Source organism: Burkholderia sp. LA-2-3-30-S1-D2, from assembly GCF_001523915.2.
GTDB classification, from domain to species: domain Bacteria; phylum Pseudomonadota; class Gammaproteobacteria; order Burkholderiales; family Burkholderiaceae; genus Burkholderia; species Burkholderia diffusa.
Window position 1 is genome coordinate 740,067 of record NZ_CP013385.1, and the last position, 23,503, is coordinate 763,569.

The window sequence follows — 23,503 nt, forward strand, 5'->3', positions numbered from 1 at the left end:
ACACCGGGGCCGCTCACATGATGCACCGCGTTCAACCGACCCGCGCTTCTCCCTGCCGCGCCGTCTCATCGTCTTCCGTCGCCGTTCGCGCCAGCACGGGCTTGAGCGCCTGCCCGGTATGGCTCGCCTTCACCTGCGCGAGCCCTTCCGGCGGCGCCGCCGCGACGATCGTGCCGCCGCCCACGCCGCCTTCCGGGCCGAGATCGATGATCCAGTCGGCTTCCGCGATCACGTCGAGGTCGTGCTCGATCACGACGACGCTATGCCCGCCGTCGACCAGCCGGTGCAGCACACGGATCAGTTTCGCGACGTCGGCCATATGCAGACCAACCGTCGGCTCGTCGAGCACATACAGCGTATGCGGCGCCTTCTGGCCGCGCCGCGTGATGTCGTCGCGCACCTTCGTGAGCTCCGTGACGAGCTTGATCCGCTGCGCCTCGCCGCCGGACAGCGTCGGCGACGGCTGGCCGAGCGTCAGATAGCCGAGGCCGACGTCCTTCATCAGCTGCAGCGGATGCGCGATGTTTGAAATCGGCGCGAAGAACTCCACCGCTTCGTCGATTTCCATCGTCAGCACGTCGCCGATGTTCCGGCCGCGCCACGTGACCGCGAGCGTCTCCGGATTGAAGCGCTGCCCGTGGCACACGTCGCACGGCACCTTCACGTCGGGCAGGAAGCTCATCCCGATCGTGCGCACGCCTTGCCCTTCGCAGGCCGGGCACCGCCCGTCGCCGGTGTTGAACGAGAAACGCGACGCCGTGTAGCCGCGCGCGCGCGCTTCCAGCGTATCGGCGAACAGCTTGCGAATCGTGTCCCACACGCCGATGTAGGTAGCCGGGCACGAGCGCGGCGTCTTGCCGATCGGCGTCTGGTCGACTTCGAGCACGCGGTCGATCTGTTCCCAGCCGCTCAGCGACTCGCAGCCTTGCCACGCATGCGTGACGTTCAGCGACGGGCGCGGCGCGCTACGCGCGAGCACGCTCGAGCGGCGGTTGGTGGCCGGCGCATCCTGCTGCGCGGTCTTGCGCGCGCGCCGCGTGGCCGGTGACGACAGCACCGAACGGCCGACCGCATCAAGCAGGTTCGTCATCAGCACATCGCGCGCGAGCGTCGACTTGCCCGAACCGCTGACGCCCGTCACCGCGACGAGCCGCGCGAGCGGAATCCCGACCGTGACGTCGTGCAGGTTGTGCAGCGTCGCGCCGTGCACGGTCAGCCAGCCCTCCGGCACCGCCGGTGCGCCCTTCTTGCCCGCGAGGCTCACCGCACGGCGCGGTTGCAGCGGGTGCGTCATCGGGTGCGCGAGCAGGCGGCCCGTGACCGAATCGGGCTGTGCGGCCAGATCGGCGACCGCGCCCTCGGCGACCAGCGTGCCGCCGCGCTTGCCGGCGCCCGGGCCCACGTCGATGATGTGATCGGCGCGGCGAATCGTGTCCTCGTCGTGCTCGACGACGACGAGCGTGTTGCCCTTGTCGCCGAGCTTGCGCAGCGCGTCCAGCAGGATCTGGTTGTCGCGCGGATGCAGGCCGATCGTCGGCTCGTCGAGCACATAGCACACGCCCTGCAGGTTGCTGCCGAGCTGCGCCGCGAGCCGGATGCGCTGCGCTTCGCCGCCCGACAGGCTCGGCGCCGCACGATCGAGGCTCAGGTAGCCGAGCCCGACTTCCTCGAGAAACGCGAGGCGACTGCCGATCTCGCTGACGATGTCGCGCGCGATCTGCGCGTCGCGGCCGGTCAGTTCCAGCGCGTCGATCCAGCGGCGCGTATCGGACACCGTCCACTGCGCGACCTCGACGATCGGATGCGCGTCGAACGTGACCGCGCGCGCGGACGGATTCAGGCGCGTGCCGCCGCAATCCGGACACGGCTCGTTGCCGACGCCTTCCGGTTCCTGCTCGTCCGACGGCAAAGTCTGCTCGCGGCCGCGATCGTCCCCGGCGAGCACGGTATCGTCGTATGCCGCGCGCTGTTCGCGCGTGAGCGTGACCCCGGTGCCGACGCAGGTCGTGCACCAGCCGTGCTTGCTGTTGTACGAGAACATCCGCGGATCGAGTTCCGGGTAGCTCGTGCCGCACACCGGGCACGCGCGCTTGACCGACAGCACCTTGATCTCGCCGACGCGCGCGGTCGAATGATCGTTCTGCATCGCCTGGTGCAGCCCGTCGAGCGGCGCGAGCAGGTGCATCACGCCCTTGCCGAGCTCGAGCGTCTCGTCGAGCATGCGCCGCAACTCGGCCTCGTTGTCCGGCGACACGACGATGTCGGCCACCGGCAATTCGATCGTGTGCTCGCGGAAGCGGTCGAGCTTCGGCCACGGATCGACCGTCACGAACTCGCCGTCCACGCGCAGATGCGTGCTGCCGCGCGCCTTCGCCCACTTCGCGAGATCGGTATAGACGCCCTTGCGGTTGACGACGAGCGGCGCGAGCAGCCCGACGTGCTCGCCGCGATGGTCGCGCAGCAGCTGCGCGGCGATCGATTCGACGGTTTGCGACGTGACGGGCGTGCCGTCGTGGATGCAATGCTGCAGGCCGAGCTTCACGTACAGCAGCCGCAGGAAGTGCCAGACTTCGGACGTGGTCGCGACCGTGCTCTTGCGGCCGCCACGCGACAGCCGCTGCTCGATCGCCACCGTCGGCGGAATGCCGTACACCGCATCGACTTCAGGCCGCCCGGCCGGCTGCACGATCGAGCGTGCATACGCGTTCAGCGATTCGAGGTAGCGGCGCTGGCCTTCGTGGAACAGGATGTCGAACGCGAGCGTCGACTTGCCGGACCCCGACACGCCGGTGATCACGTTGAACTTGCCGTGCGGGATGTCGACGTCGAGTGCCTTCAGGTTGTGCTCGCGCGCGTTGACGATCCGCACGACGTCCTCGCCCTCGATCGCGCGCCGCTCGCGGGCGGCGTTCAGCACGGCCTGCAGCGGCACGCCTTCGTCGGCGAGCGCGGTTTCGCCGTCCATCGCGCGGTCGTACTGCAGCAGCGCGACGCCGGTGTGCGATTGCGCGCACGCCTTCACGTCGTCGGGCGTGCCCGCGCACAGCACGAGGCCGCCGCCGTCGCCGCCTTCCGGGCCGAGATCGATCAGCCAGTCGGCCGCGCGGATCACGTCGAGGTTGTGCTCGATCACGATCAGCGAATGTCCGGCCGCGAGCAGCTTGCCGAACGCCTGCATCAGCTTCGCGATGTCGTCGAAGTGCAGCCCGGTAGTCGGCTCGTCAAACATGAACAGCTTCGCGCGCGCGACGCGCGCCTCCTCGCTCGCGACCCGGCGCCCGCCCGCGGCGGCCGCCGATTCGGCGAGGAAGCCGGCCAGCTTCAGCCGCTGCGCTTCGCCGCCCGACAGCGTCGGCACCGGCTGGCCGAGCTTCACGTATTCGAGGCCAACGTCGACGATCGGCTGCAGCACACGTAGCACCTCGGCATCCGCCGCGAAGAACGCGGCCGCTTCGCTGACGGTCAGGTCGAGCACGTCGGCGATGTTCAGCGCGCGGCCGTCGCGTTCGATTCGCACTTCGAGAATCTCGGCGCGGTAGCGGCTGCCGTCGCAATCCGGGCAGCGCAGATAGACGTCGCTCAGGAACTGCATCTCGATGTGCTCGAAGCCCGATCCGCCGCAGGTCGGGCAACGACCGTCGCCCGAGTTGAAGCTGAACGTGCCGGTGCCGTAGCCGCGTTGCAGCGCGAGCGGCGCCTTCGCGAACAGCTTGCGGATCTCGTCGAACGCGCCGACGTAGCTGGCCGGGTTCGAGCGCGTGGTCTTGCCGATCGGCGATTGATCGACGAACACGACGTCGCCGACCTGATCGGCGCCCATGAGATTGCGGAACGCGCCGGGCGACTCGGTCGCCTTGCCGTGATGGCGCGCCATCGCCGGATAAAGCACGTCCTGCAGCAGCGTCGACTTGCCGGAACCCGACACGCCCGTCACGCACACGAGCCGCTGCAGCGGAATCTCGACCGTCACGTCGCGCAGGTTGTGCTCGGTCGCGCCTTCGAGCACGATGCGCAGCGTGTTCGCGTCCACCGGGCGGCGCGCCCAGTTCGACGCATGCGCGACGTGCTTGCGGCCGCCGAGATACTCGCCCGTCAGCGTGTGCGCGGAACGAATGTCGCCCGGCGTGCCGTCGTAGACGATCGTGCCGCCGCGCTCGCCGGGGCCCGGACCCATGTCGATCAGCCGGTCTGCCGCGAGCATCACCGACGGATCGTGCTCGACGACGACCAGCGTATTGCCTGCGTCGCGCAGCCGCTGCATCGCCTCGACGATCCGCGTGAGGTCGCGCGGATGCAGGCCGATGCTCGGCTCGTCGAGCACGAACAGCGTTTTGGTCAGCGACGTGCCGAGCGCCGTGGTCAGGTTGATCCGCTGCACCTCGCCGCCGGACAGCGTACGGCTCTGCCGGTCGAGCGTCAGGTAGCCGAGCCCCACGTCGCACAGGTATTTGAGGCGCGTGCGCACCTCGGCGAGCAGCAGCTTCAATGCATCGTCGAGCAGCGCGCTCGGCAGCGTGATCTCGTCGAAGAAGCGGCGAATGCGCTCGATCGGCAGCAGCATCAGGTCATGCACCGTCAGGCCCGGCAGCGCCTCGAGCTGCGCGCGCGTCCAGTCGACGCCGCGCGGCATGAAGCGATTCGCGGGCGCCAGCACCGTATCGGCGTTCGCCTTCGAGCCGAGCCGCCACTGCAGCGATTCCGTCTTCAGGCGCGCGCCGCCGCAGACCTCGCACGGCGTGTAGCTGCGGTACTTCGACAGCAGCACGCGGATATGCATCTTGTACGCTTTCGATTCGAGATAGCCGAAGAAGCGTTTCACGCCGTACCACTGGCTCTGCCACTTGCCGTTCCAGTCCGGCGAGCCGTTGATCACCCAGTCGCGCTCGGCGTCGGTCAGGTCGGACCACGGCGTGTCGCGGCGGATGTCCGCCTTCGCCGCGTAGCGCATCAGGTCGTCCTGGCACTCCTTCCAGGCGGGCGTCTGCATCGGCTTGATCGCGCCGCCGCGCAGCGTCTTGCGCGCGTCGGGGATCACGAGGCCGAGATCGACGCCGATCACGCGCCCGAAGCCGCGGCAGGTCTCGCATGCGCCGTAGGCCGAGTTGAACGAGAACAGCGCCGCCTGCGGCTCCGCGTAGCGCAGGTCGCTGTCAGGGTCGTGCAGCCCGGTGGAAAAACGCCACACCTGCGGCTCGGCGAGCGCGTTTTCCGCTTCCGGCGCGAGCACGTAGACGTTCACGCGGCCGCCGCCGCGCTTCAGCGACGCCTCGATCGCCTCGACCACGCGCACCTTGTCGGCCTGCTGCACGCGGAAGCGGTCGGCCACCACGTCGAGCAGCTTGCGCGGGCCCGTGGGCGACGCGACTTCACGCTGCGCCTGCACGCGCGTGTAGCCGCTCGCGGACAGCCACTGCGTGACTTCTTCTTCGGACGCGCTTTCCGGCAGCTCGACCGGGAACGTGACGACGACACGCGGGTCGTCGGCGCGCGTGCGCTCGACGAGTTCCGCGTAGATCGTCTCGGGCGTGTCATGCCGCACCTGCCGCGCGGTCTGGCGGTCGAACAGCTCGGCCGCGCGCGCGTACAGCAGCTTCAGGTGATCGTTGAGCTCGGTCATCGTGCCGACGGTCGAGCGCGAACTGCGGACCGGGTTGGTCTGGTCGATCGCGATCGCGGGCGGCACGCCGTCGACGCGCTCGACCTGCGGGCGGTCCATCCGGTCGAGGAACTGCCGCGCGTAGGCGCTGAAGGTTTCGACGTAGCGCCGCTGGCCTTCCGCGTACAGCGTGTCGAACACGAGGCTCGACTTGCCGGAGCCCGACGGGCCGGTGACGACCGTCATTTCGCCGGTGCGCAGGTCGAGATCGAGGTTCTTGAGGTTGTGCTGACGTGCTCCGCGAATGCGGATCAGATTGCTGGATGACAATTTGCCTGCCCGTCTGGATGAGTTAGCCGGAATTCACGGTGCCGGAACGCTGCGGCGGATGCCCGCAGGCGCGGCGCACGTGCCGCACGGGTCATGCCCGCGCCGCTCGAGTTCGACGGATACTATACTGTATATTCATACAGTTTTCCACGAGCAGGCCGAGCGGCGTGCGCCGTCGACTTCTGCGGGGCAAACCGCGGCTCACCCGCCGCCCGCCATCGCATACGCAATACACGTGCGGGCCAGCACATCGGTTGGATCGACGAGCGTCGCGCGCCTCCCGTTCCGCGCAACATATTCACCGCCAGGAAGCAGGAGCGGCAGTTCCGTACAGCCGAGCACGATTACGCTCACGCCCTCGGCAATCATCGCCTCGATGGCCGCCCCGATATCTTCCTCGCACTGTCCGGACGTGAAGCCGGCCTTGACGCCCCGCTTCCCGTAGATCGCTGCCATCACGCGCGCCTGCAATGCCGGCCCCGGCGCGACTTGCCGAAGCCCTTGCGACTCCAGCGCCTTCCGGTAGACCCCGCTTTCGATCGTGCCGGACGTCGCGAGCACCCCGACCTCCCGCAGCGCCGGATAGGTGTCGCGCAGGTAGGCGACCGTGACGGTCAGCATGTTGACGATCGGAATGCCGAGGTACGGCTGGATCCGCTCGACGAACGCATGCGCGGTGTTGCACGGAATCGCGATGACGTCGGCATCGCCGTCCTCGAGCTTCTTGCAGGTCGCGTACAACGAGATCGTCGGGTCCGCGCCGGTGCCGATCAGGTTCTCGGTCCGGTCGGGAATCTGCGGGTTCTGTTCGACCAGCAGCTTGATGTGTTCCTGATCACGCGACGCCGGCGTGTTGCGCACGATCTTGTCCAGGAAATCGACCGTCGCGGCCGGCCCGACGCCGCCGACCACGCCGACCTTGAACGGCGCCGCGCGTGAGCCGGCGTGCCCGGTCACCGCGTACTGCGCATATGCGAGGTTCGAATCCACGACCGGCACGCGCAGCGGGCCGATTTCGCCCGCGACCAGCGCGATCTCGGTCAGGCCGGGGACGATCACCTGCACGCCCTGATCGATCAGGTCCTCGCATGCGCGGCGCAGCAGTTCGACCGGCCGGCCGCACAGATTGCCGCGCTTGATGCCGTCGGCACCGTAGATGGCTTCCGTCACGAGATCGATCCCGTCATGCGTCCGCGGATGAACGACGTCGAACTGCGGTGACGGGAAATACGTCTCGATGAGTCGCTTGTCCCGCACGTAGTCGGAAGCCAGCACGCCAATGCGCGTCGCGTCCGGGTACTTGCGCCGCACGTGGTAGCGAACGGCTTCGACGATGTCCACGATCGGCAGGTGCGTATTCGCCTTCAATTCGTCGATGAACGTGTGACTCAGGAAACATGGCAGCACGACCGTCGTCACGCCGCGCTTCTCGAACTGCCGGATCATGTCGAACACGTACAGCTTGCGCTCGATGGTCGCCGCGCTGCCCGACCCCGAGCCCTTGAACGGGTATTGCTCGAAGATCATCTCGGCGTGTTCCTCGTCGGACGACGCCGGCGTCGCCTTCACCATCTTGAAGAACACGTCGGCACTGCCCAGCGGCCCCAGGCCGCCGACCACGCCGAATTTCCGCCGGGCATTCACGCTATCCGTGCACATCATGCGTTCAGCTCCGGCTGGTCGAATACGGCACCCTGCGACTGCGCGGCGCGCCGGCTCTCCCACTTCGCGATCACCGCCGTCGCCACGCTGTTGCCGATCACGTTCGTCATCGTGCGGCCCATGTCGAGGATCTGGTCGATCGCGAGCACCATCGCGACGCCGGCCACCGGCAGATGGAACATCGGCGCGACCGCCGCGACCACGACCACCGAGCCGCGCGGCACGCTCGCCATGCCCTTGCTGCTCAACATCAGCACCAGCAGCATGAACACCTGCTCCGACAGCGGCATGTGCACGCCGAACGCCTGCGCGATGAAGATGGCCGCGAACGCCTGATACATCATCGATCCGTCGAGGTTGAACGCGTAACCCAGCGGCAGCGTGAAGCCCACCACCTTCTTGTCGACGCCGAACTGCTCGAGCTGCTCGGTCAGGCGCGGATAGGCGGCCTCGCTGCTGGCGGTCGAGAAGGCGATCAGCGCGGGCTCGCGCACGACCTTCAGCAGGCGCCAGACGCCCCGCCCGAGAAACACGTAGCCGACGCCGATCAGGATCGCCCAGAGCACCAGCAAGCCGAGATAGAACGCGCCGATCAGCTTCCCGTACGTGTAGATCACGTCGAGCCCGCGCAGCGTGACCGACGACGCGATCGCACCGAACACGCCGAGCGGTGCCGCGCGCATCACGTAGTTCGTCAGGCGCAGCATCACCGGCACCATTCCGTCGATCGCCTGGATCACGGCGCCGACGCGCTGGTCACGCTTCAACGCGCTCAGCGCAACGCCGAGAAAGACCGAGAACACCAGGATCTGCAGGATGTCGTTGCGCGCCATCGCATCGAGCAGGCTGGTCGGGAACGCATGCGTGATCACGTCCCGGGCGTTCAGCGCGGCGGTGTTCAGTCCGGTGTTGACCTCGCCGGCGGTCTCCGTGAGGTTGAGACCGGCGCCCGGCTGCAGCGCATTGGCCATCACGAGGCCGAGAATCAACGAAATCAGCGACGCGCAGATGAACCAGCCGATCGAGCGCAGGCCGATGCGGCCGACGTCCTCGCCGCTGTCCATGCCGGCCAGGCCGGACACGAGCGTCACGAACACCAGCGGCGCGATGATCATCTTGATCAGGCGCAGGAAGATGTCGGTGACGATCGAGAAGTAGCCGGCGATCGTCTTGAGCGTGGCCGGGTCGGCGATGTTGGCGTGGCACGCATAACCGGCGATGACACCGAGGATCATGCCGACTGCGATGCTTAAGGTGAGGCGATTTTTCATGTCCATTCGTCCTTGGGTGGCACTCGGCCGCCGGAAGGCGGCGAGCGCGCTGCGAAGAAGGCCGCGCGACGCAGGTCGCGCGTCGCATGTGCCGTTGGAACGAATGGTAGGAACGGCCGAAAAAACCGTGATGCCAGTGCAACATGGCGGTATGCGAGCGTCGCATAACGCGGGAAAACCCTGATTCAGCCGAGCCGGGCAGGCGCCGCGCGCAGATGCTGCCAGAGGGAGTCCAGGAATTCGCTGCGATTGGACACGTCGCGATACACGCGCAGCTCGACTTCCAGGTTCCACGCCGCCGGGCCGGCCGGCACGAGGTCGCCGGCCGCCAGTTCGGCGGCGATCGCGCTCCGGGGCAGCCACGCGACGCCCTCGCCTTCCATCACGAGCTTCTTGAGCACTTCGGCCATGTCGGATTCGTAGTGCAGCTGCAAGGCCGGCGCATCCGGTGCGCGGCCGAGCAGCAGCGCGAGACAGCGGCCGAAGTAGCTGGTTTCCGTGTAGGTAATCAGCGGCAGCGGATTCTGCTTCGTTCCGGGCAGGCGAAATGCGGGCGCCGATCGACGGTTCGGCCGGCACGCCGGCATCAGCGTGTCGAGGCCCACTGTCAGGTGCTCGTACTTCGCAGGGTCGAGATGGAGCGGCAGCTCGGGATGGTGATACGCAAACATCAGCTCGCAGTTGCCGTTGACGAGCATCAGGATCGAGTCGTGGACGTTCGTCGGAATGACACGCGCCCGCACTTCGCCGAAATGCGGGGCGAGCGCCTTGAGCCAGGCCGGCAGGAAACTCAGCGCGATCGTGTGGCCCGCGGCGATCTGCAGGCTCTTGCCGGCGATCCGCTGCTCGGTGCGGATGATCGCGCGGGTATCGTACAGGCGGCTGATGACGTCCTCGGCCGTTTCGCGGAACAGGCGCCCTGCCGGCGTCAGCACCGGCGGAAAGCTGCTGCGGTCGATCAGCTCGGAGCCGATCCACTGTTCGAGCGACTGGATGCGGCGGCTGAAGCCCGACTGCGTGACGTTGCGAAATTCAGCCGCGCGGGAAAAGCTCTGGTATTGCGCGAGCGCGAGGAAATCCTCGATCCATTTGATTTCCATAGTGGCCTTGGAGGTCGCGGGTAAGCCGGCCCGCTCGTCGCCAGGGTCCTGGCGAAGCACGGGTCGGCGGACGCCTCCATTTTATGGGCATCGCGCGATGTCGCGTTCAACCCTCCTGGCGTTCGATCAGGAAGCGCTCGCGGCACTTCCCCTTGATCCATGCCGGCTCGCGTCCCCGGCCGGACCACGTCGCCCCGGTGTTCGGATCGCGGTACTTCGGCGCGACGGCAGCCGTTTTTCGCGCCGCCCTTGCGGCACTGCCCTGACGGCCGAATATCTGTCTCGAGGTCAACCCATATTCGGCGACACGGGTACGGACCTCCTGCAGCACGGTCTCGAGTTCAGCCTGTCGCGCTTCCTCGGCACGTTTCATCAGTTCATCGGCTTGCGCCTTCAATTCGCGATAGCCCGACATCCCTTTCCTCCAAATTGCTCCGGCGCCATGAAAAGCCGAACGGGACGCAAGCCCCGAACGGTTCGTTGTGTTGTCAACGGGTGGTGTCACGCTCGACCGATCGACGCGGCACGAGGCCTGTCTCCCTACGTATCGGATGCGTCGGCGAAGCGCGTGCGCACGTCGTTCAGAACGGCAGCTCGACGAAGAGTGACCCTGCCCTGAATCCACGTACAGCAAGAAGTTTGATAACTTTTTGCCTGTATGGAGAAGCGCATGGCAGAGAACGTAATACCAAGACGGCAGTACACGAAGGAGTTCAAGGTAGAGGCAGTGCGGCTGGCTGAGAGCCTCGGTCAGCATGAGGCCGCACGTAGACTGGGCGTGCCGGTGGCGACACTGGGGAACTGGTGCCGTGATCAGCGCAATGCCAGTGGCGCGGCCGGGAGCCAAGTCGGCGGGCACTGGCCAATGCCATGTTAGACGCTGAGGTCGCCGCCATTCATCGCGCCAGCCGCGGCAGCTATGGCCGTGCTCGTATCGTGCGACAGTTGCGTGCTCAGGGTCGGCCGGCGAGCGCCGAACGCGTGCGTCGCAGCCTCCAACGCCAGGGGCTACGCCCGGTCTACAAGCGCCCGTCGGGTGACGACGGATTCGACGCATCGCCTACCGGTGGCGCCGAATCTGTTAGATCGGCGTTTCGACGGCTGGCGGCCCAATCAAGCCTGGTAAGCGGCATCACCTTTGTCAGGACTAGCGAGGGCTGGTTATATCTGGCGACGATCCTGGATCCGGCGAGCCGGCGCATCGTCGGCTGGTCGATGTCCGAGCGGATCAACGCGGATCTGGTCTGCCAGGCGTTGCGCAGCGCGTGCTGGCAACGCAAACCGCCACCGGGATTGCTGCTGCATTCCGATCGTGGAGCCCAATATGCCAGTCGCGCGTACCGGAAATTGACCGCCACGTTCAAGATAAACGTCTCGATGAGCCGCCGTGCCAACGCCTGGGATAACGCCCCGATGGAGAGCTTCTTCAAGACGCTGAAGGTCGAAAGAATCTACCAGCCTCACTACGAAACGCGTGCCCACGCCCGTCTGGATATCGTCGATTGGATCGAGGGCTATTACAATCGGCAACGCCTGCATACCTCGATCGACTTCCTCCCCCCGTCGACTACGAGGCCAGCTTGATCGCCGCATGAGTCGCTGTACGTGAAAACGAGGCAGGGTCACGATGGACCTGCACGCGAGCGAGCGGCCGGCCGAGTCGCCAAAAACTGTCGGCATCGCCGATGCGTCGTTCAACGCCGAACCGGATAGGGATATGGCCGGACCGGCGTATTCGTCACCGGCGCGCCGCCGACGGTGTGAACCGCCACAACCGCCGCATCGTCGACACCAGCGCCGCATCGTCACCCGGCGCCGCTGACCCGGCCTGCGCGACTTCCCGCTTCCGCCGTTTCGGATCGAGCCCCGTCCCGCCGCTACGCCGCCGCGCCGCGTGCCGCTCGATGACCCGCTGCAGCAGACAGAACACGCACAGCAGCGCGCCGATCACGATCCGCGTCCACCACGAACTCAGCGTGCCGTCGAACGTGATGAGCACCTGGATCGTGCCGAGGATGCCGACGCCGAACACCGACCCGATCACGTACCCCACCCCGCCCGTGAGCAGCGTGCCGCCGATCACGGTCGCGGCGATCGCGTCGAGCTCCATCCCCTGCGCCTGCAGCCCGTAGCCGGACAGCACGTACAGCGTGAACACCACGCCACCGAGCGCCGAACAGAAGCCGCTCAGCGCATACACGCCGACCTTCGTGCGCGCGACCGGCAGCCCCATCAGCAGCGCCGATCGCTCGTTGCCACCGACCGCATACACGTTACGGCCGAAGCGCGTGAAATGTGCAACGTAGATCGCGGCGGCCAGCGTCGCGAGCGCAATCAGCGCACCGGCGCTCAGCGTCCCGCCACCGACCGGCACGCTCATGCCCGCGAGCGCATGGAAGGTCGGCTCGTTGATCGTGATCGACTGCGTCGTGATGAGGAAACATGCGCCGCGCGCGAGAAACATCCCGGCGAGCGTGACGATGAACGGCTGCAACCTGAAGTAATGAATCAGCGCACCCATCGCCGCACCGTACAGCGCGCCGAACACGAGCACGAGCGGCACGATCGCCCAGACGGGCCAGTGCAATCGTTCGGCGCCGATCGCGCAGAAGATCGTTGTCAGCGCAACGACAGAGCCGACCGACAGGTCGATACCGCCCGACACGATCACGAACGTCATCCCGATCGCGACGATCAGCAGGAACGCGTTGTCGACGAGCAGCCCGGTCAGCACCTGCATCGAGAAGAAGCCCGTGTACATCACGGATCCGAAGCCGAACAGTGCGGCAAACAGCATGATCGTCACGACGATAGGCAACGTGCGCGGGTCGGTAAGCGATGCGAAGAATCGTTTCATCGCGGCGTGGCTCCGGTGGTGGCGCGCGAGCGGGTGGAAGAAAGCAGCCGCGACGCACGCTGGATCACCAGCCCGCGCGCCGCGTCCGACTGGATCAGCGTCACGACGATCACGACGAGCGCCTTCACGACGAGCGTCGCCTCCGGTGGCACGCCGATCGAATAAGTCGTGTAGGTGAGCGTCTGGATGATCAGCGCGCCGAGCACGGAACCCGCGAGGCTGAAGCGGCCGCCGAGCAGCGACGTGCCACCGAGCGTCACCGCGAGGATCGCGTCGAGTTCGAGCAGCAGCCCCGCGTTGTTGCCGTCGGCGCTGCGAACGTTCGAGCTGGCGAGGATGCCGGCGAGCGCCGACATGACGCCGGAGAACAGATATACGCCGAACACGACCGCCCCCGCGCGCAAGCCCACGAGCCGCGTCGCGACCGGGTTCACGCCGATCGCGCGGATGAACAGGCCGAGCGCCGTGCGGTTCACCAGCAGCGCGGTCGCCGCGATCGTCGCGATCGCGATCCAGACCGAACACGGCACGGCCGCGAGATAGCCGCCACCGAGTTCGAGGTAGCCCGGCGCGCCGATCGGGATGATCTGTCCGCCCGTCAGCAACTGCGCGATACCGCGTCCGGCGACCATCAGGATCAGCGTCGCGATGATCGGCTGCATCCCGACGAACGCGACGAGCACGCCGTTCCATGCCCCTGCGAGCAACCCCACGCATAGCGCAGCAGCCAGCGCCGTGCCGACCCGCGCCGGATCGCCGTCGAGCACGATCGCCGCGGCCGCGCCGGCGATCGCGACGATCGCGCCGACCGAGATGTCGATCCCGCGCGTCGCGATCACGAGCGTCATGCCGAGGGACACGATCACGAGCGGTGCCGCGCGATTCAGGATGTCGATCGGTGCGCCGAACAAGTGGCCGTCGAGCACCGCGATCGACAGGAAGCCCGGCCGATGCGCGACGTCGAGCGCGAACAGCAGCGCGAGCGTCAGCACCGGCCATACGAGCGGATGGCGAAGCAACGTGCGTAACCGGATCATGACCGGCCTCCCGCGATCAGTTGATACACGTGTTCCTCCGATGCCTCGGCACCGGTCAGTTCGGCGACCTTGCGGCGATCGCGCAGCACCGCGATGCGGTGGCTCACGCGCACCACTTCGCTGATCTCCGATGAGATGAACAGGATCGCGAGCCCCTGCGCGCACAGCGCGAGCACGCGCTCCATGATGTCGAATTTCGCGGCGACGTCGATGCCGCGCGTCGGCTCGTCGAGGATCAGCAGCTTCGGCTCCGTCGCGAGCCAACGCGCGAGCAGCACCTTCTGCTGGTTGCCGCCGGACAGCAGCCCGATCGGCTGCTCCGCGTCGCGCGCCTTGATGCCGAGCTTCGCGATGTACGCCTCGGCGAGTTCGCGCTGGCGCGCGCGGCCGATCAGCCGCCACCAGCCGCGCCGAGCCTGCAGCGCGAGGACGATGTTCTCGCGGATCGACAACGCCGCGACGATCCCCTCCTTCTTGCGATCCTCGGGGCAATACGCGATCCCGTTGCGCACGGCATCGTGCGGCGACGCGAGCCGCTTGCGCGCGCCGTCGATCTCGATCGTGCCGGTGTCGGTGCGCTCGGCCGCGAACGCGAGCCGCGCGGTTTCCGTGCGCCCCGAGCCGAGCAGCCCGGCCAGCCCGACGATCTCGCCGGGCCGCACGTCGAGATCGAGCGGGCTCATCATCCCGCGCCGGCCTGCCTGCTGCATCGACAGGAATGGCGCGGCCGCATCGGCATCCCGCTGCTCGGCCGCCGCGCCTGCCTGCAGCTTGCCGGACATCGGTTCGCGGCCGGTCATTTTCGCGACGAGCATATCGACCGGCAGGTCGCGCGCGAGGTACTCGCCTTCGCGCTCGCCGTTGCGCATCACCGTGATCCGGTCGGACACCGCATAGGTCTGTTCGAGAAAGTGCGTGACGAACAGGATCGCCATCCCCGACGCCTTCAGTCGGCGCAGCACGTCGAAGAGCCGAGCAACCTCGCCGTCGTCGAGACTCGACGTCGGTTCGTCGAGAATCAGCACGCGCGCATCGACCGACACGGCCCGCGCGATCGCGACCATCTGCTGCACCGCGATCGGATACGCGTCGAGCGAGCGCGTGACGTCGAGCGACAGGTCGAGCTCGGCGAGCGCATCGCGCGAGCGTGCATGGATCGTCTTCCAGTCGATCGCCCCGCGCCGCATCGGCTGCCGCCCCGCGAAGATGTTCTCGGCGACCGACAGGTTCGCGCACAGGTTCACTTCCTGGTACAGCGTCTGGATTCCGGCCGCCTCGGCCTCGCGCGGCGCGGCGAACCGCACCGGCGCGTCGCCGACGCGAATCTCGCCCGTGTCGTGCGCGTGCACGCCGGTCAGCACGTTGATCAGCGTCGACTTGCCCGCGCCGTTCTGGCCCATCAGTGCATGAATTTCGCCCGGAAACAACCGGAAGTTCACGCGCTGCAGCGCGTTCACGCCCGGGAACGCCTTGTCGATGCCGATCATCTCGACCACCGGCGGATTCGTCATGGATCGCCCTCGATTCGAGGCGGAAGGCTGACGGCGGCAGCCGCGCCGCCGCCCGCGTCCGCCGGGACTCAGTACTTGCGGGTCGGCAGCACCTGCGCCGCGACGCTCATCGGGAACACCGTCTCGTTCGTGACGATGCGCTTCGGCAGCTGCTTGCCGGCGACCACGTCCTTCACCGCGGTCATCAGCTGCGGCCCGAGCAGCGGGCTGCATTCGACGTCGACGTTGATCTTGCCGGCGACCATCGCCTGGAAGCCACCCTTGGTCGCATCGAACGACACGACGCTCACGTCCTTGCCGGGCTTGATGCCGGCCTCTTCCATCGCCTGGATCGCGCCGAGCGCCATGTCGTCGTTGTGCGCGTAGACGACGTTGATCTGCTTGCCATAGGTCTTCGCGAACGCTTCCATCACCTGCTTGCCGCCGGCGAGCGTGAAGTCGCCGCTTTGCGATGCGATCACCTTGAACTTCGGATTGTTCTTGATCACTTCGAGCAGGCCCGCGCGGCGATCGTTGGCCGGTGCGGAACCGACCGTGCCCTGCAGCTCGACGATATTGATCGGGCCCGCATCGTTCTTGAAGCGCTCTTCCATCCAGTGGCCGGCGCGCCGCCCTTCCTCGAGGAAGTCGGAGCCGATCATCGTCACGTACAACGAAGGATCCTTCACGTCGACGCCACGATCGGTCAGGATCACCGGAATATGGGCCGCCTTCGCTTCGGTCAGCACCGGCTCCCAGCCCGACTCGACGACCGGCGAGAACGCAATCACGTCGACCTTCTGCGCGATGAACGAGCGGATCGCACGGATCTGGTTCTCCTGCTTCTGCTGCGCGTCCGAGAATTTCAGGTTGATGCCGGCGTCCTTCGCCGCGCTCTTCACCGACACGGTGTTGGCGGTGCGCCACGCGCTTTCCGCGCCGACCTGCGAGAACCCGAGCGTGATCGGCTTTTGCTGCGCGTGCGCACCCGAAGCGAATACCGTCGCCGCGGCGACGAGCGCACCGGCCGTCAGCTTCCTGATGAATGTCATGGTCCGTCTCCGATGATGTCGTTGTATGCCGCGGCGCCTGCCTGGCGCGATGCCGTGCTGTTGTGGTTCTGCGTGGCGCGGGTGCGGTTCGGGGCGGTGCCGGCCGGCGCATGCGGCCGGCCCGGTATGTACGCCCCGGATCAGTCTAGAAACAAGTCCGATAACCTTCCAATGAAATATTGGATTGAAGCGATATCGGTATCGGCATACGTATAAACACCTAGCACCGGATCGTCGCCTGCCCCAACCGTTTCGACGTAGGCGGGGCGGCGGATCCCGCGGCGGCGCACGGATCTTGCTGTCGCACTGGCAAGCGCTGTTCGCGCCCCGCGACAGCCGCTTCGACAACAAGGAGAACAACGATGTCCGCCGCGCGTGAACGCCGATCGCCGCATATGGATACGCCGCTTCGCTGGCGGCTTGCGACATGAAGAAACGTACGTCCCGAAGCGGCCCCGGCACTGAAACCGGCGCTCGCCTTGCCGCGCCGCTGCGCCATGTCGACGACCGGCATCCCGGCTACACGCGCCAGCGGTTGCGCAACGGCTTCGCGTACTACACGCCGGACGGCGTCCGGATCCGCGACGCCGACGAAATCGCCCGCATCGATGCGCTAGCGATTCCGCCGGCGTATACGGACGTCTGGATCTGCATGGACCCGCGCGGCCATTTGCAGGCAACGGGGCGTGATGCGCGCGGGCGCAAGCAGTATCGCTATCATCCGCAGTGGCGCGAGACGCGCGACGCGAACAAGTACGCGCGGATGGCGGCCTTCGCCCGCGCGCTGCCGCGCATCCGCACGCGCGTCGCGCGTGATCTGGCACTGCCCGGGATGCCGCGCGACAAGATCGTCGCGACGATCGTGCGGCTGCTCGACACGACGCTCGCGCGGATCGGCAACGCCGAATATGCACGCGAGAACGCGTCGTACGGGCTGACGACGCTGCGCAAGCGCCACGTGACGATCCGCCCGGGACAGGTTCGCCTGCGCTTCACGGGCAAGAGCGGCATCGAGCATGACGTGACCGTGGAGGACCCGCGCGTCGGCCGGATCGTGCGGCGCTGCGCGGAGTTGCCCGGGCACGAACTGTTCCAGTATGTGGACGACGATGGCACACGCCATTCGATCGGCTCGTCCGACGTGAACGAGTACCTGCGCGAAGCAGCAGGCGCGGAGTTCACCGCGAAGGATTACCGGACATGGGCGGGCAGTGTTCAGGCGCTGGCATTGCTGCGGCGCATCCCGCATGAGGACGTCACGCAGACGCGCAAGCAGATCGTCGAAACGGTGCGGGCCGTCGCCGACATATTGCGCAACACGCCGGCCGTGTGCCGACGCTGCTACATCCACCCGGCGGTGCTCGATGCGTTCGAAGCCGGGATGCTCGCGGCGCTCGAGGTGCGCCGCTCGCCGCGTGGGCTGCGCGTGGACGAAGCCGCGTTCGCTGCGTTGCTCGGGCAGGCGGCGCGTCATTCGTCCAGGAAGTCGAGAAAGTGACGTGCCCGATACAGCGGCACGCGCCGCTCAACGCCCGACAGAATTCGCGGCACTGCGAAAGATCAGCGGACGCTCGTCATGTGGCCCTGCCCGTCGCGCGAACTGCACGGCCTGTTCGACACGGCCATGATGCGGGGACTTCGCGCAGACCGGATCGGCCTGCGCGGGGTCGCCGGCCAGCATGTACGCCTGGCAGCGGCACCCGCCATGATCCGCATGGCGCTCGTCACAGGTGCGGCACGGGTCGCGCATCCAGCCGTCACCGCGAAACGCGTTGAACGCGTCGCTTTCATACCAGATGTCCTTCAGCGACCGGTCGCGCACGTTCGGCAGCTCGAGACCGGGCAACCCGCGCGCGGCATGGCACGGCAGCGCGGTCCCGTCCGGTGCGACGCCGAGGAATACCGAGCCCCAGCCGTTCATGCAGGCCTTCGGCCGCTGCTCGAAGTAGTCGGGCACGACGAACAGGATCTTGCACCGTTCGCCGACGAGCTTGCGGTAGCGGTTGACCGTTTCCTCGGCTTCGCGCAGCTGTTCGGCGGTCGGCATCAACTGGTCGCGATTCAGCATCGCCCAGCCGTAGTACTGCGTATTCGCGAGTTCGAGAAAATCCGCGCCAAGGTCGAGCGCCATCTCGATGATCTCGCCGACGTGCGGCAGGTTGTAACGGTGCAGCACGCAGTTCAACACCATCGGATAGCCGTGCGACTTGATCAGCCGCCCGACGCCGCGCTTGAGGTCGAAGGTGCGCGTGCTGGTCAGGAAGTCGTTCAGCTCGCGCGTCGAATCCTGCAGCGACAGCTGGATATGATCGAGCCCGGCCGCCTTGAGCCGGTCGATGCGCGCGGCATTCAGGCCCACGCCCGACGTGATCAGGTTGGTATAAAAACCCAGCGACCGCGCATGCTCGACCAGCACCTCCAGGTCGTCGCGCTGCAGCGGTTCGCCGCCGGAAAAGCCGATCTGCGCGGCGCCGAGCGCGCGCGCGTCGCTGATCACCGTGCGCCATGCGTCGGTATCGAGCTCCGCGCCGTGTGTCGCGAAATCGACCGGGTTGTAGCAGAACGCACAGTGCAGCGGGCAGCGGTACGTGAGCTCGGCGAGCAGCCATAACGGCGCGGACGGCCGGTTCGGAGCAGGGGTCATGTCCATGTCAGTCGAGCCAGCCGCGCAGTCGCGCATGATCGAGGAAGCGATAGACGTCCGACGCAAGGTCCGACGTGCTGAACAGCCGCTCGAGTTCGTCGATGATGTCGTCGAGCTCGCGCGTGCCGTCGCAGCGCGCGAGGATCTCGCCCGCGCTCGGGTTGAGCCGGACCATGCCTTCCGGATACAGGAGCACGTACGCATCCTGGGCCGCCTCCCACTGCAGGCGGTACATGCCCCTCAGCGAGGGGCGCAGCGGCACGCCGCTGACGGCGTCGTTGGAGTTCATGCGGGATACGCCTTTTCAATCGCATCGAGAATCGACCACAGCACATCCAGCTTGAACGACAGGATGTCGAGCGCGCGTCGTTGCGCGTCCGGTGTCGTGAAATGGCTCAGCGTCACCGCGAGCCCGTGTTCGACGTCGCGTTGCGCGAGCGGCACGCGGCTGCGGAAATACTGCAGCCCGTCCGCCTCGATCCACGGATAGTGGGACGGCCAGCCCGCGAGCCGGTCGAGGTGGATCTGCGGCGCGAACATCTCGGTCAGCGACGAGCACACGGCCTCCTGCCACGGCGCGTGCCGCGCGAAATTGACGTAGGCATCCACCGCGAACCGCACGCCGGGCAATACGTGCGCGAGCGACCACAACGCCTCGCGCTCGATGCCGACCGCCTCGCCGAGCCGCGCCCATGCCTCGATCCCGCCTTCCTGACCGCCGTGACCGTCGTGATCGAGAATCCGCTCGACCCACAGCCGGCGCGTGTCGCGGTCCGGGCAATTGGACAGGATCGCCGCGTCCTTCAGCGGAATGCTGACCTGGTAGTAGAAGCGGTTCGCGACCCAGCCGCGAATCTGCGACGCTGAGCACGCGCCGGTATTCAGGCGGCGGTTGAATGGGTGGTGGATGTGATAGCGCGATTCGAGCGCGCGCAGGCGCGCCTCGAACTCCTGCGCACTCCAGGGTGTCGCGTGCAGCGCCGCGGCCGGAATCGGTGCGTTCATGGTCAGACCTCGAATTGCATGCCGTCGTGGGCGACCTCGATGCCGTGCTCGCGCAATTGCGCGCGCGCGCCGGAGCCGGGGTCGAGAATCGGATTCGTGTTGTTGATGTGGGTGAGGACCTTGCGCGTGTGCGCCGGCAGCAGCCGAAGGCGGTCGATCATGCCCGGTCTCGCCGCATCGCCGCACTGCGCGAGATGCCCCATGTCGGCCGCGTGCTTCGACGACAGGCCGAGGTCGATCATCTCCGTGCCGGTCCAGAATGTGCCATCCACCAGCACGAGGTCGGCGTCGCGCATCGCGGCGCGCACGCCGTCGTCGACGTCGGCGAGCCCCGGCGCGTAGAATGCCTGCCGGCCGCTCGTCGTGTCTTCGATCAGGAGTGCGATGTTGTCGCCCGGCACGCTCGCCTCCCGGCGCGGCGAATAAGGCGGCGGCTTGCTGTCGACCGGCACGGCGGTGAAGCGGATGCCACCGGCGCCCGGTATCGCGAACGGTTCGCCTGGCTCGATCGTGTGGACGTCGACGCCGCAGTAGTGGCCGAGCAGCGGCACGAGCGGCAGCCCGGTCGACAGGTCGTCGAGCACCGGCGCGCTCGCATACAGCGGCAGCGGCGACGTGCGTTCGCGCAGCATCAGCAGGCCCGTCACATGGTCGATCTGCGCGTCGCACAGCACGACGGCGACGATCGCGCTGTCGCGAATCGCGCGAGCCGGCTGCAGGTCGGGGGTGGCGCGCAGCTGCGCGAGGATGTCCGGCGACGCGTTCACCAGCACCCAGTCGACACCGTCGCCGCTGACTGCGATCGACGATTGCGTGCGTGGCACGATGCCGTCGGTGCCGGCCCGCGCACGACGGCAGTTGCCGCAGTTGCAGTTCCATTGCGGCAGTCCGCCGCCGGCGCCCGAGCCGAGTATCTTGATCTTCATCTGCATGTGCTCCCGGCGCCGCCCGCATCGTGTCCGTCGATGCGGGCGGCACTGCGCGCGTCGATCAGCGGTTGGCGATGTACATCGTGATTTCGAAACCGAAACGCAGGTCGGTATAAGCCGGGGTGGTCCATTGCATGATGTGTCTCCTTGTTGAGTTGGTGAGTCGAAAAAACCGCATCGATCGAGCGGCCGATACCCATTCAGCAAGGAGCGTGCCGGGGCGGCACTTGCGTTGCGCAACGGCGTGCGAAGGCATGCGGCAGCCGCCGGGTGGTCACGGCACCGCAATTCTTACGATTTGCCGACGATAATATTTCAGAAACCGTCGAGCGACGGTCCATGCCACGCGCGGCCGGCTGAGCAAGTGTTGAATCCTTGAACACCGGGTGTTGCAACCTGACACACCGGTGTGACAGTCGCGGCTTGCGTCAGGGTTCGTCCGGCTCCAGCGCATCCGGTCCGGCGGCCGGCATCTTGCGGTAGATCGTGTTGCGCGACACGCCGAGCGCGCGTGCGGCGGCGGATACGTTGCCGCCGTGACGCGCGAGCGCGGCCGCGATCGCTGAGGCGGCCACGTCCTGCAGCCGCGCATCGCCGGCCGCGGTCGCGAACGCGGGTGCTTCCGATGCGAGCGGCGGAGAAGTACAGGCCTCCTGTGCCGCCGGGCCGTTGTCGTGCCGCACGTCGTCGAAGAAATCGTCCGGCAAATGTTCGCAGCGGATCTCGCAGTCGTCGTCGACCATCGCGGCCGCCGTGCGCAGCAGGTTCGCGAGCTGCCGGAAGTTACCCGGCCACGCGCAGCGCTCGAACAGCGCCATCACGCCGGGCGCAACGCTCAAGGGGCGGCGCCCGGGCCCCGACAGCGTTTCCCGCTGCAGCATCTTCTGCACGACCACCGCGAGGTCCGTGCGGTCGCGCAGCGGCGGCAGGCGCACGACGAGCCCGTTGAGCCGGTAGTACAGGTCCTCGCGAAAGCGGTTCTGCGCGATCATGTCGCGCAGGTCGCGGTGCGTCGCGCAGATGATCGCGATGTCTACGCCGATCGCCTTCGTCGACCCGAGCGGATTGACGATGCGCTCCTGCAGCACGCGCAGCAGCCGCACCTGGAGCGGATACGGCATGTCGCCGATTTCGTCGAGAAACAGCGTGCCGCCGTTGGCCTGCAGCAGCTTGCCGGTCGCGCCCTTGCGGCGCGCGCCGGTAAACGCGCCCTCCTCGTAGCCGAACAGCTCGGATTCGATCAGCGTCTCCGGTATCGACGCGCAGTTGACCGCGACGAAGGGCCCGTCGCGGCGTGGTGAGTCGTTGTGGATCGCCTGCGCGAGCAGCTCCTTGCCGGTCCCCGTCTCTCCGGTGATCAGCACCGGAATGTCCTTGCCGATCACCTTGCGGACCTTCGCGATCACCGCCGCCACCTGCGGATCGCCGGTGTCGAGATAGCTGAGCCGCGACAGGCTCGCCGCGCACTGCGCGGCAGGCGGCCGCGCGGCCGGCGCGGCGACGTCGTGCACTTCGGCGGGCCGGCTGCCCTCGGCCCGCAACGCGCGCCGGAACTGCACGCGCGCGCAGACCACGGCGCCGTTGCCGAGGTTCAGCGACACGTGCGGCTCGGTGCTCGCGCGCATCCGGTCGATCAGCTGCGCGCTCGTCACGTCGAACAGCGACGCGAGCGTATGCGCGCGCAATGCGGCGAGCGGCATCCCGAGCTGGAACTGCGCGCTGCGATTGGCCGACAGGAAGCGGCCGTCCGCGGTGAACGCGACGATCCCCTCCATCAGCGTTCCAAGGAATTCGGGGCGGCCGTGAAACGACACCTGCAGCGTCTCCTGGAACGTCGTCGTGAACAGGTGGTTCTCGATCATCTGCACCGACATCTTCGCGAGCGCCATCGTGTGCTGGTGATAGCTGCGATGATCGCCCGTCACGTCGAGCACGCCGATCGCGTCGCCGTACGGGTCGAGGATCGGCACGCTCGAGCAGGTCAGGAAATGATTCGCGGCCAGGAAGTGCTGGTCGCCGTGCACGACCATCGGGCACAGCTCCGCGAGCGCGGTGCCGATCGCGTTGGTGCCCTGCCGGCTCTCCGCCCAGTTCGCGCCGGGGCGCAGCGCGACCCGTTCCGCACGCCGCAAGAAGTCGTCGTCGCCGATCGAATGCAGGATCAGCCCTTCCGCATCGGTCAGCACGATCATGCTCTGCGTATTGACGATCTGTTCGTGCAGCGTCTCCATCACGGGCATCGCATGCACGCACAGCACGCGGTTCTGCTCGCGCTTGAGCGCCAGCGCGGTGCCGGACAGCAGGTCGTAGTCGGGACGTGCAGACGCCTGCAGGCCGAACGTCTCGGACCGCTCATGGGACTTCTGGATCGTCGGCGTCGGCCAGCCGGGCGCATGCGTTGCCCGTGCGTTGGCCGTCGGATGAACGTCATCGCGCATTGTCTCCTCCGGGGATCCTTCCGGTCGGTGCCGGACTTTGTGCTGGATCAAGCAAACTTCGGGCCACGCTGCCGGCAGCGCTTGCGTCGGAC

18 protein-coding genes are annotated in these 23,503 nt (G+C 67.3%); 3 read left to right on the forward strand and 15 right to left on the reverse strand.

Going from position 1 to position 23,503, the window contains the following annotated elements; genetic code table 11:
- Positions 1–31 precede the first annotated feature (31 nt).
- The 5 genes from uvrA to WS66_RS32495 form a co-directional block, all read right to left on the reverse strand.
- Positions 32–5,926 carry an excinuclease ABC subunit UvrA gene (gene uvrA / locus WS66_RS32475; protein ID WP_059605474.1) on the reverse strand — a complete coding sequence of 1,965 codons (5,895 nt, stop codon included), beginning with the start codon at positions 5,924–5,926 and terminating at the stop codon, positions 32–34.
- A gap of 201 nt (positions 5,927–6,127) precedes the next feature.
- Positions 6,128–7,588: an amino acid racemase gene (locus WS66_RS32480; protein WP_420868030.1), complete on the reverse strand. Its 1,461-nt coding sequence runs from the start codon at positions 7,586–7,588 to the stop codon at positions 6,128–6,130.
- The gene (locus tag WS66_RS32485; protein WP_059605520.1) at positions 7,585–8,859 is read right to left on the reverse strand and encodes a dicarboxylate/amino acid:cation symporter; all 1,275 of its coding nucleotides are present in this window, start codon (positions 8,857–8,859) and stop codon (positions 7,585–7,587) included. The genes WS66_RS32480 and WS66_RS32485 overlap by 4 nt, the downstream gene beginning before the upstream one ends.
- Positions 8,860–9,044: 185 nt before the next feature.
- Positions 9,045–9,959 (reverse strand): LysR substrate-binding domain-containing protein, encoded by a 915-nt coding sequence (locus tag WS66_RS32490; RefSeq protein WP_059605477.1) that lies wholly within the window; start codon positions 9,957–9,959, stop codon positions 9,045–9,047.
- A gap of 106 nt (positions 9,960–10,065) precedes the next feature.
- The gene (locus tag WS66_RS32495; RefSeq protein WP_059605480.1) at positions 10,066–10,374 is read right to left on the reverse strand and encodes an H-NS histone family protein; all 309 of its coding nucleotides are present in this window, start codon (positions 10,372–10,374) and stop codon (positions 10,066–10,068) included.
- A 255-nt stretch (positions 10,375–10,629) separates the two neighbouring features.
- On the opposite strand from WS66_RS32495, the gene WS66_RS34615 reads away from it, so the two are divergent.
- Both WS66_RS34615 and WS66_RS32500 read left to right on the forward strand, forming a co-directional pair.
- The gene (locus WS66_RS34615; RefSeq protein ID WP_236872996.1) at positions 10,630–10,836 is read left to right on the forward strand and encodes a transposase; all 207 of its coding nucleotides are present in this window, start codon (positions 10,630–10,632) and stop codon (positions 10,834–10,836) included.
- Entirely contained in the window at positions 10,830–11,543 is a 714-nt protein-coding gene (locus WS66_RS32500; protein WP_236872997.1) for an IS3 family transposase, read from the forward strand. The genes WS66_RS34615 and WS66_RS32500 overlap by 7 nt, the downstream gene beginning before the upstream one ends.
- A 154-nt stretch (positions 11,544–11,697) precedes the next feature.
- Here the strand turns inward: WS66_RS32500 and yjfF are convergent, their stop codons facing one another.
- The 4 genes from yjfF to WS66_RS32520 form a co-directional block, all read right to left on the reverse strand.
- A complete protein-coding gene (gene yjfF / locus WS66_RS32505) occupies positions 11,698–12,816 on the reverse strand; it encodes a galactofuranose ABC transporter, permease protein YjfF (RefSeq protein WP_059605482.1) in 1,119 nt (372 codons plus the stop codon).
- Positions 12,813–13,853, reverse strand: a complete 1,041-nt coding sequence (locus WS66_RS32510) for an ABC transporter permease (protein ID WP_059605486.1) — start codon at positions 13,851–13,853, stop codon at positions 12,813–12,815. The genes yjfF and WS66_RS32510 overlap by 4 nt, the downstream gene beginning before the upstream one ends.
- Positions 13,850–15,364, reverse strand: a complete 1,515-nt coding sequence (locus tag WS66_RS32515) for a sugar ABC transporter ATP-binding protein (protein WP_059605489.1) — start codon at positions 15,362–15,364, stop codon at positions 13,850–13,852. The genes WS66_RS32510 and WS66_RS32515 overlap by 4 nt, the downstream gene beginning before the upstream one ends.
- A 68-nt stretch (positions 15,365–15,432) precedes the next feature.
- A complete protein-coding gene (locus tag WS66_RS32520) occupies positions 15,433–16,395 on the reverse strand; it encodes an ABC transporter substrate-binding protein (RefSeq protein WP_059529188.1) in 963 nt (320 codons plus the stop codon).
- A gap of 427 nt (positions 16,396–16,822) precedes the next feature.
- Between WS66_RS32520 and WS66_RS32525 the strand changes: the two genes are divergently transcribed.
- Positions 16,823–17,893 carry a DNA topoisomerase IB gene (locus WS66_RS32525; RefSeq protein ID WP_059605492.1) on the forward strand — a complete coding sequence of 357 codons (1,071 nt, stop codon included), beginning with the start codon at positions 16,823–16,825 and terminating at the stop codon, positions 17,891–17,893.
- A gap of 27 nt (positions 17,894–17,920) precedes the next feature.
- Here the strand turns inward: WS66_RS32525 and pqqE are convergent, their stop codons facing one another.
- The 6 genes from pqqE to WS66_RS32555 all read right to left on the reverse strand — a co-directional run bounded on the left by pqqE (position 17,921) and on the right by WS66_RS32555 (position 23,411).
- A complete protein-coding gene (pqqE, locus tag WS66_RS32530; protein WP_442859306.1) occupies positions 17,921–19,045 on the reverse strand; it encodes a pyrroloquinoline quinone biosynthesis protein PqqE in 1,125 nt (374 codons plus the stop codon).
- Position 19,046: 1 nt separating this feature from the next.
- Entirely contained in the window at positions 19,047–19,328 is a 282-nt protein-coding gene (pqqD, locus tag WS66_RS32535) for a pyrroloquinoline quinone biosynthesis peptide chaperone PqqD (RefSeq protein ID WP_006751646.1), read from the reverse strand.
- Positions 19,325–20,044 carry a pyrroloquinoline-quinone synthase PqqC gene (pqqC, locus tag WS66_RS32540; RefSeq protein ID WP_059605494.1) on the reverse strand — a complete coding sequence of 240 codons (720 nt, stop codon included), beginning with the start codon at positions 20,042–20,044 and terminating at the stop codon, positions 19,325–19,327. Before pqqC ends, pqqD begins: the two co-directional genes overlap by 4 nt.
- 2 nt (positions 20,045–20,046) lie before the next feature.
- Entirely contained in the window at positions 20,047–20,970 is a 924-nt protein-coding gene (gene pqqB / locus WS66_RS32545; RefSeq protein ID WP_059605524.1) for a pyrroloquinoline quinone biosynthesis protein PqqB, read from the reverse strand.
- Positions 20,971–21,034: 64 nt separating this feature from the next.
- The gene (pqqA, locus tag WS66_RS32550) at positions 21,035–21,109 is read right to left on the reverse strand and encodes a pyrroloquinoline quinone precursor peptide PqqA (protein ID WP_006410019.1); all 75 of its coding nucleotides are present in this window, start codon (positions 21,107–21,109) and stop codon (positions 21,035–21,037) included.
- 292 nt (positions 21,110–21,401) lie between these two features.
- The gene (locus WS66_RS32555; protein ID WP_059605497.1) at positions 21,402–23,411 is read right to left on the reverse strand and encodes a sigma-54-dependent Fis family transcriptional regulator; all 2,010 of its coding nucleotides are present in this window, start codon (positions 23,409–23,411) and stop codon (positions 21,402–21,404) included.
- Between the last annotated feature and the right edge of the window lie 92 nt (positions 23,412–23,503).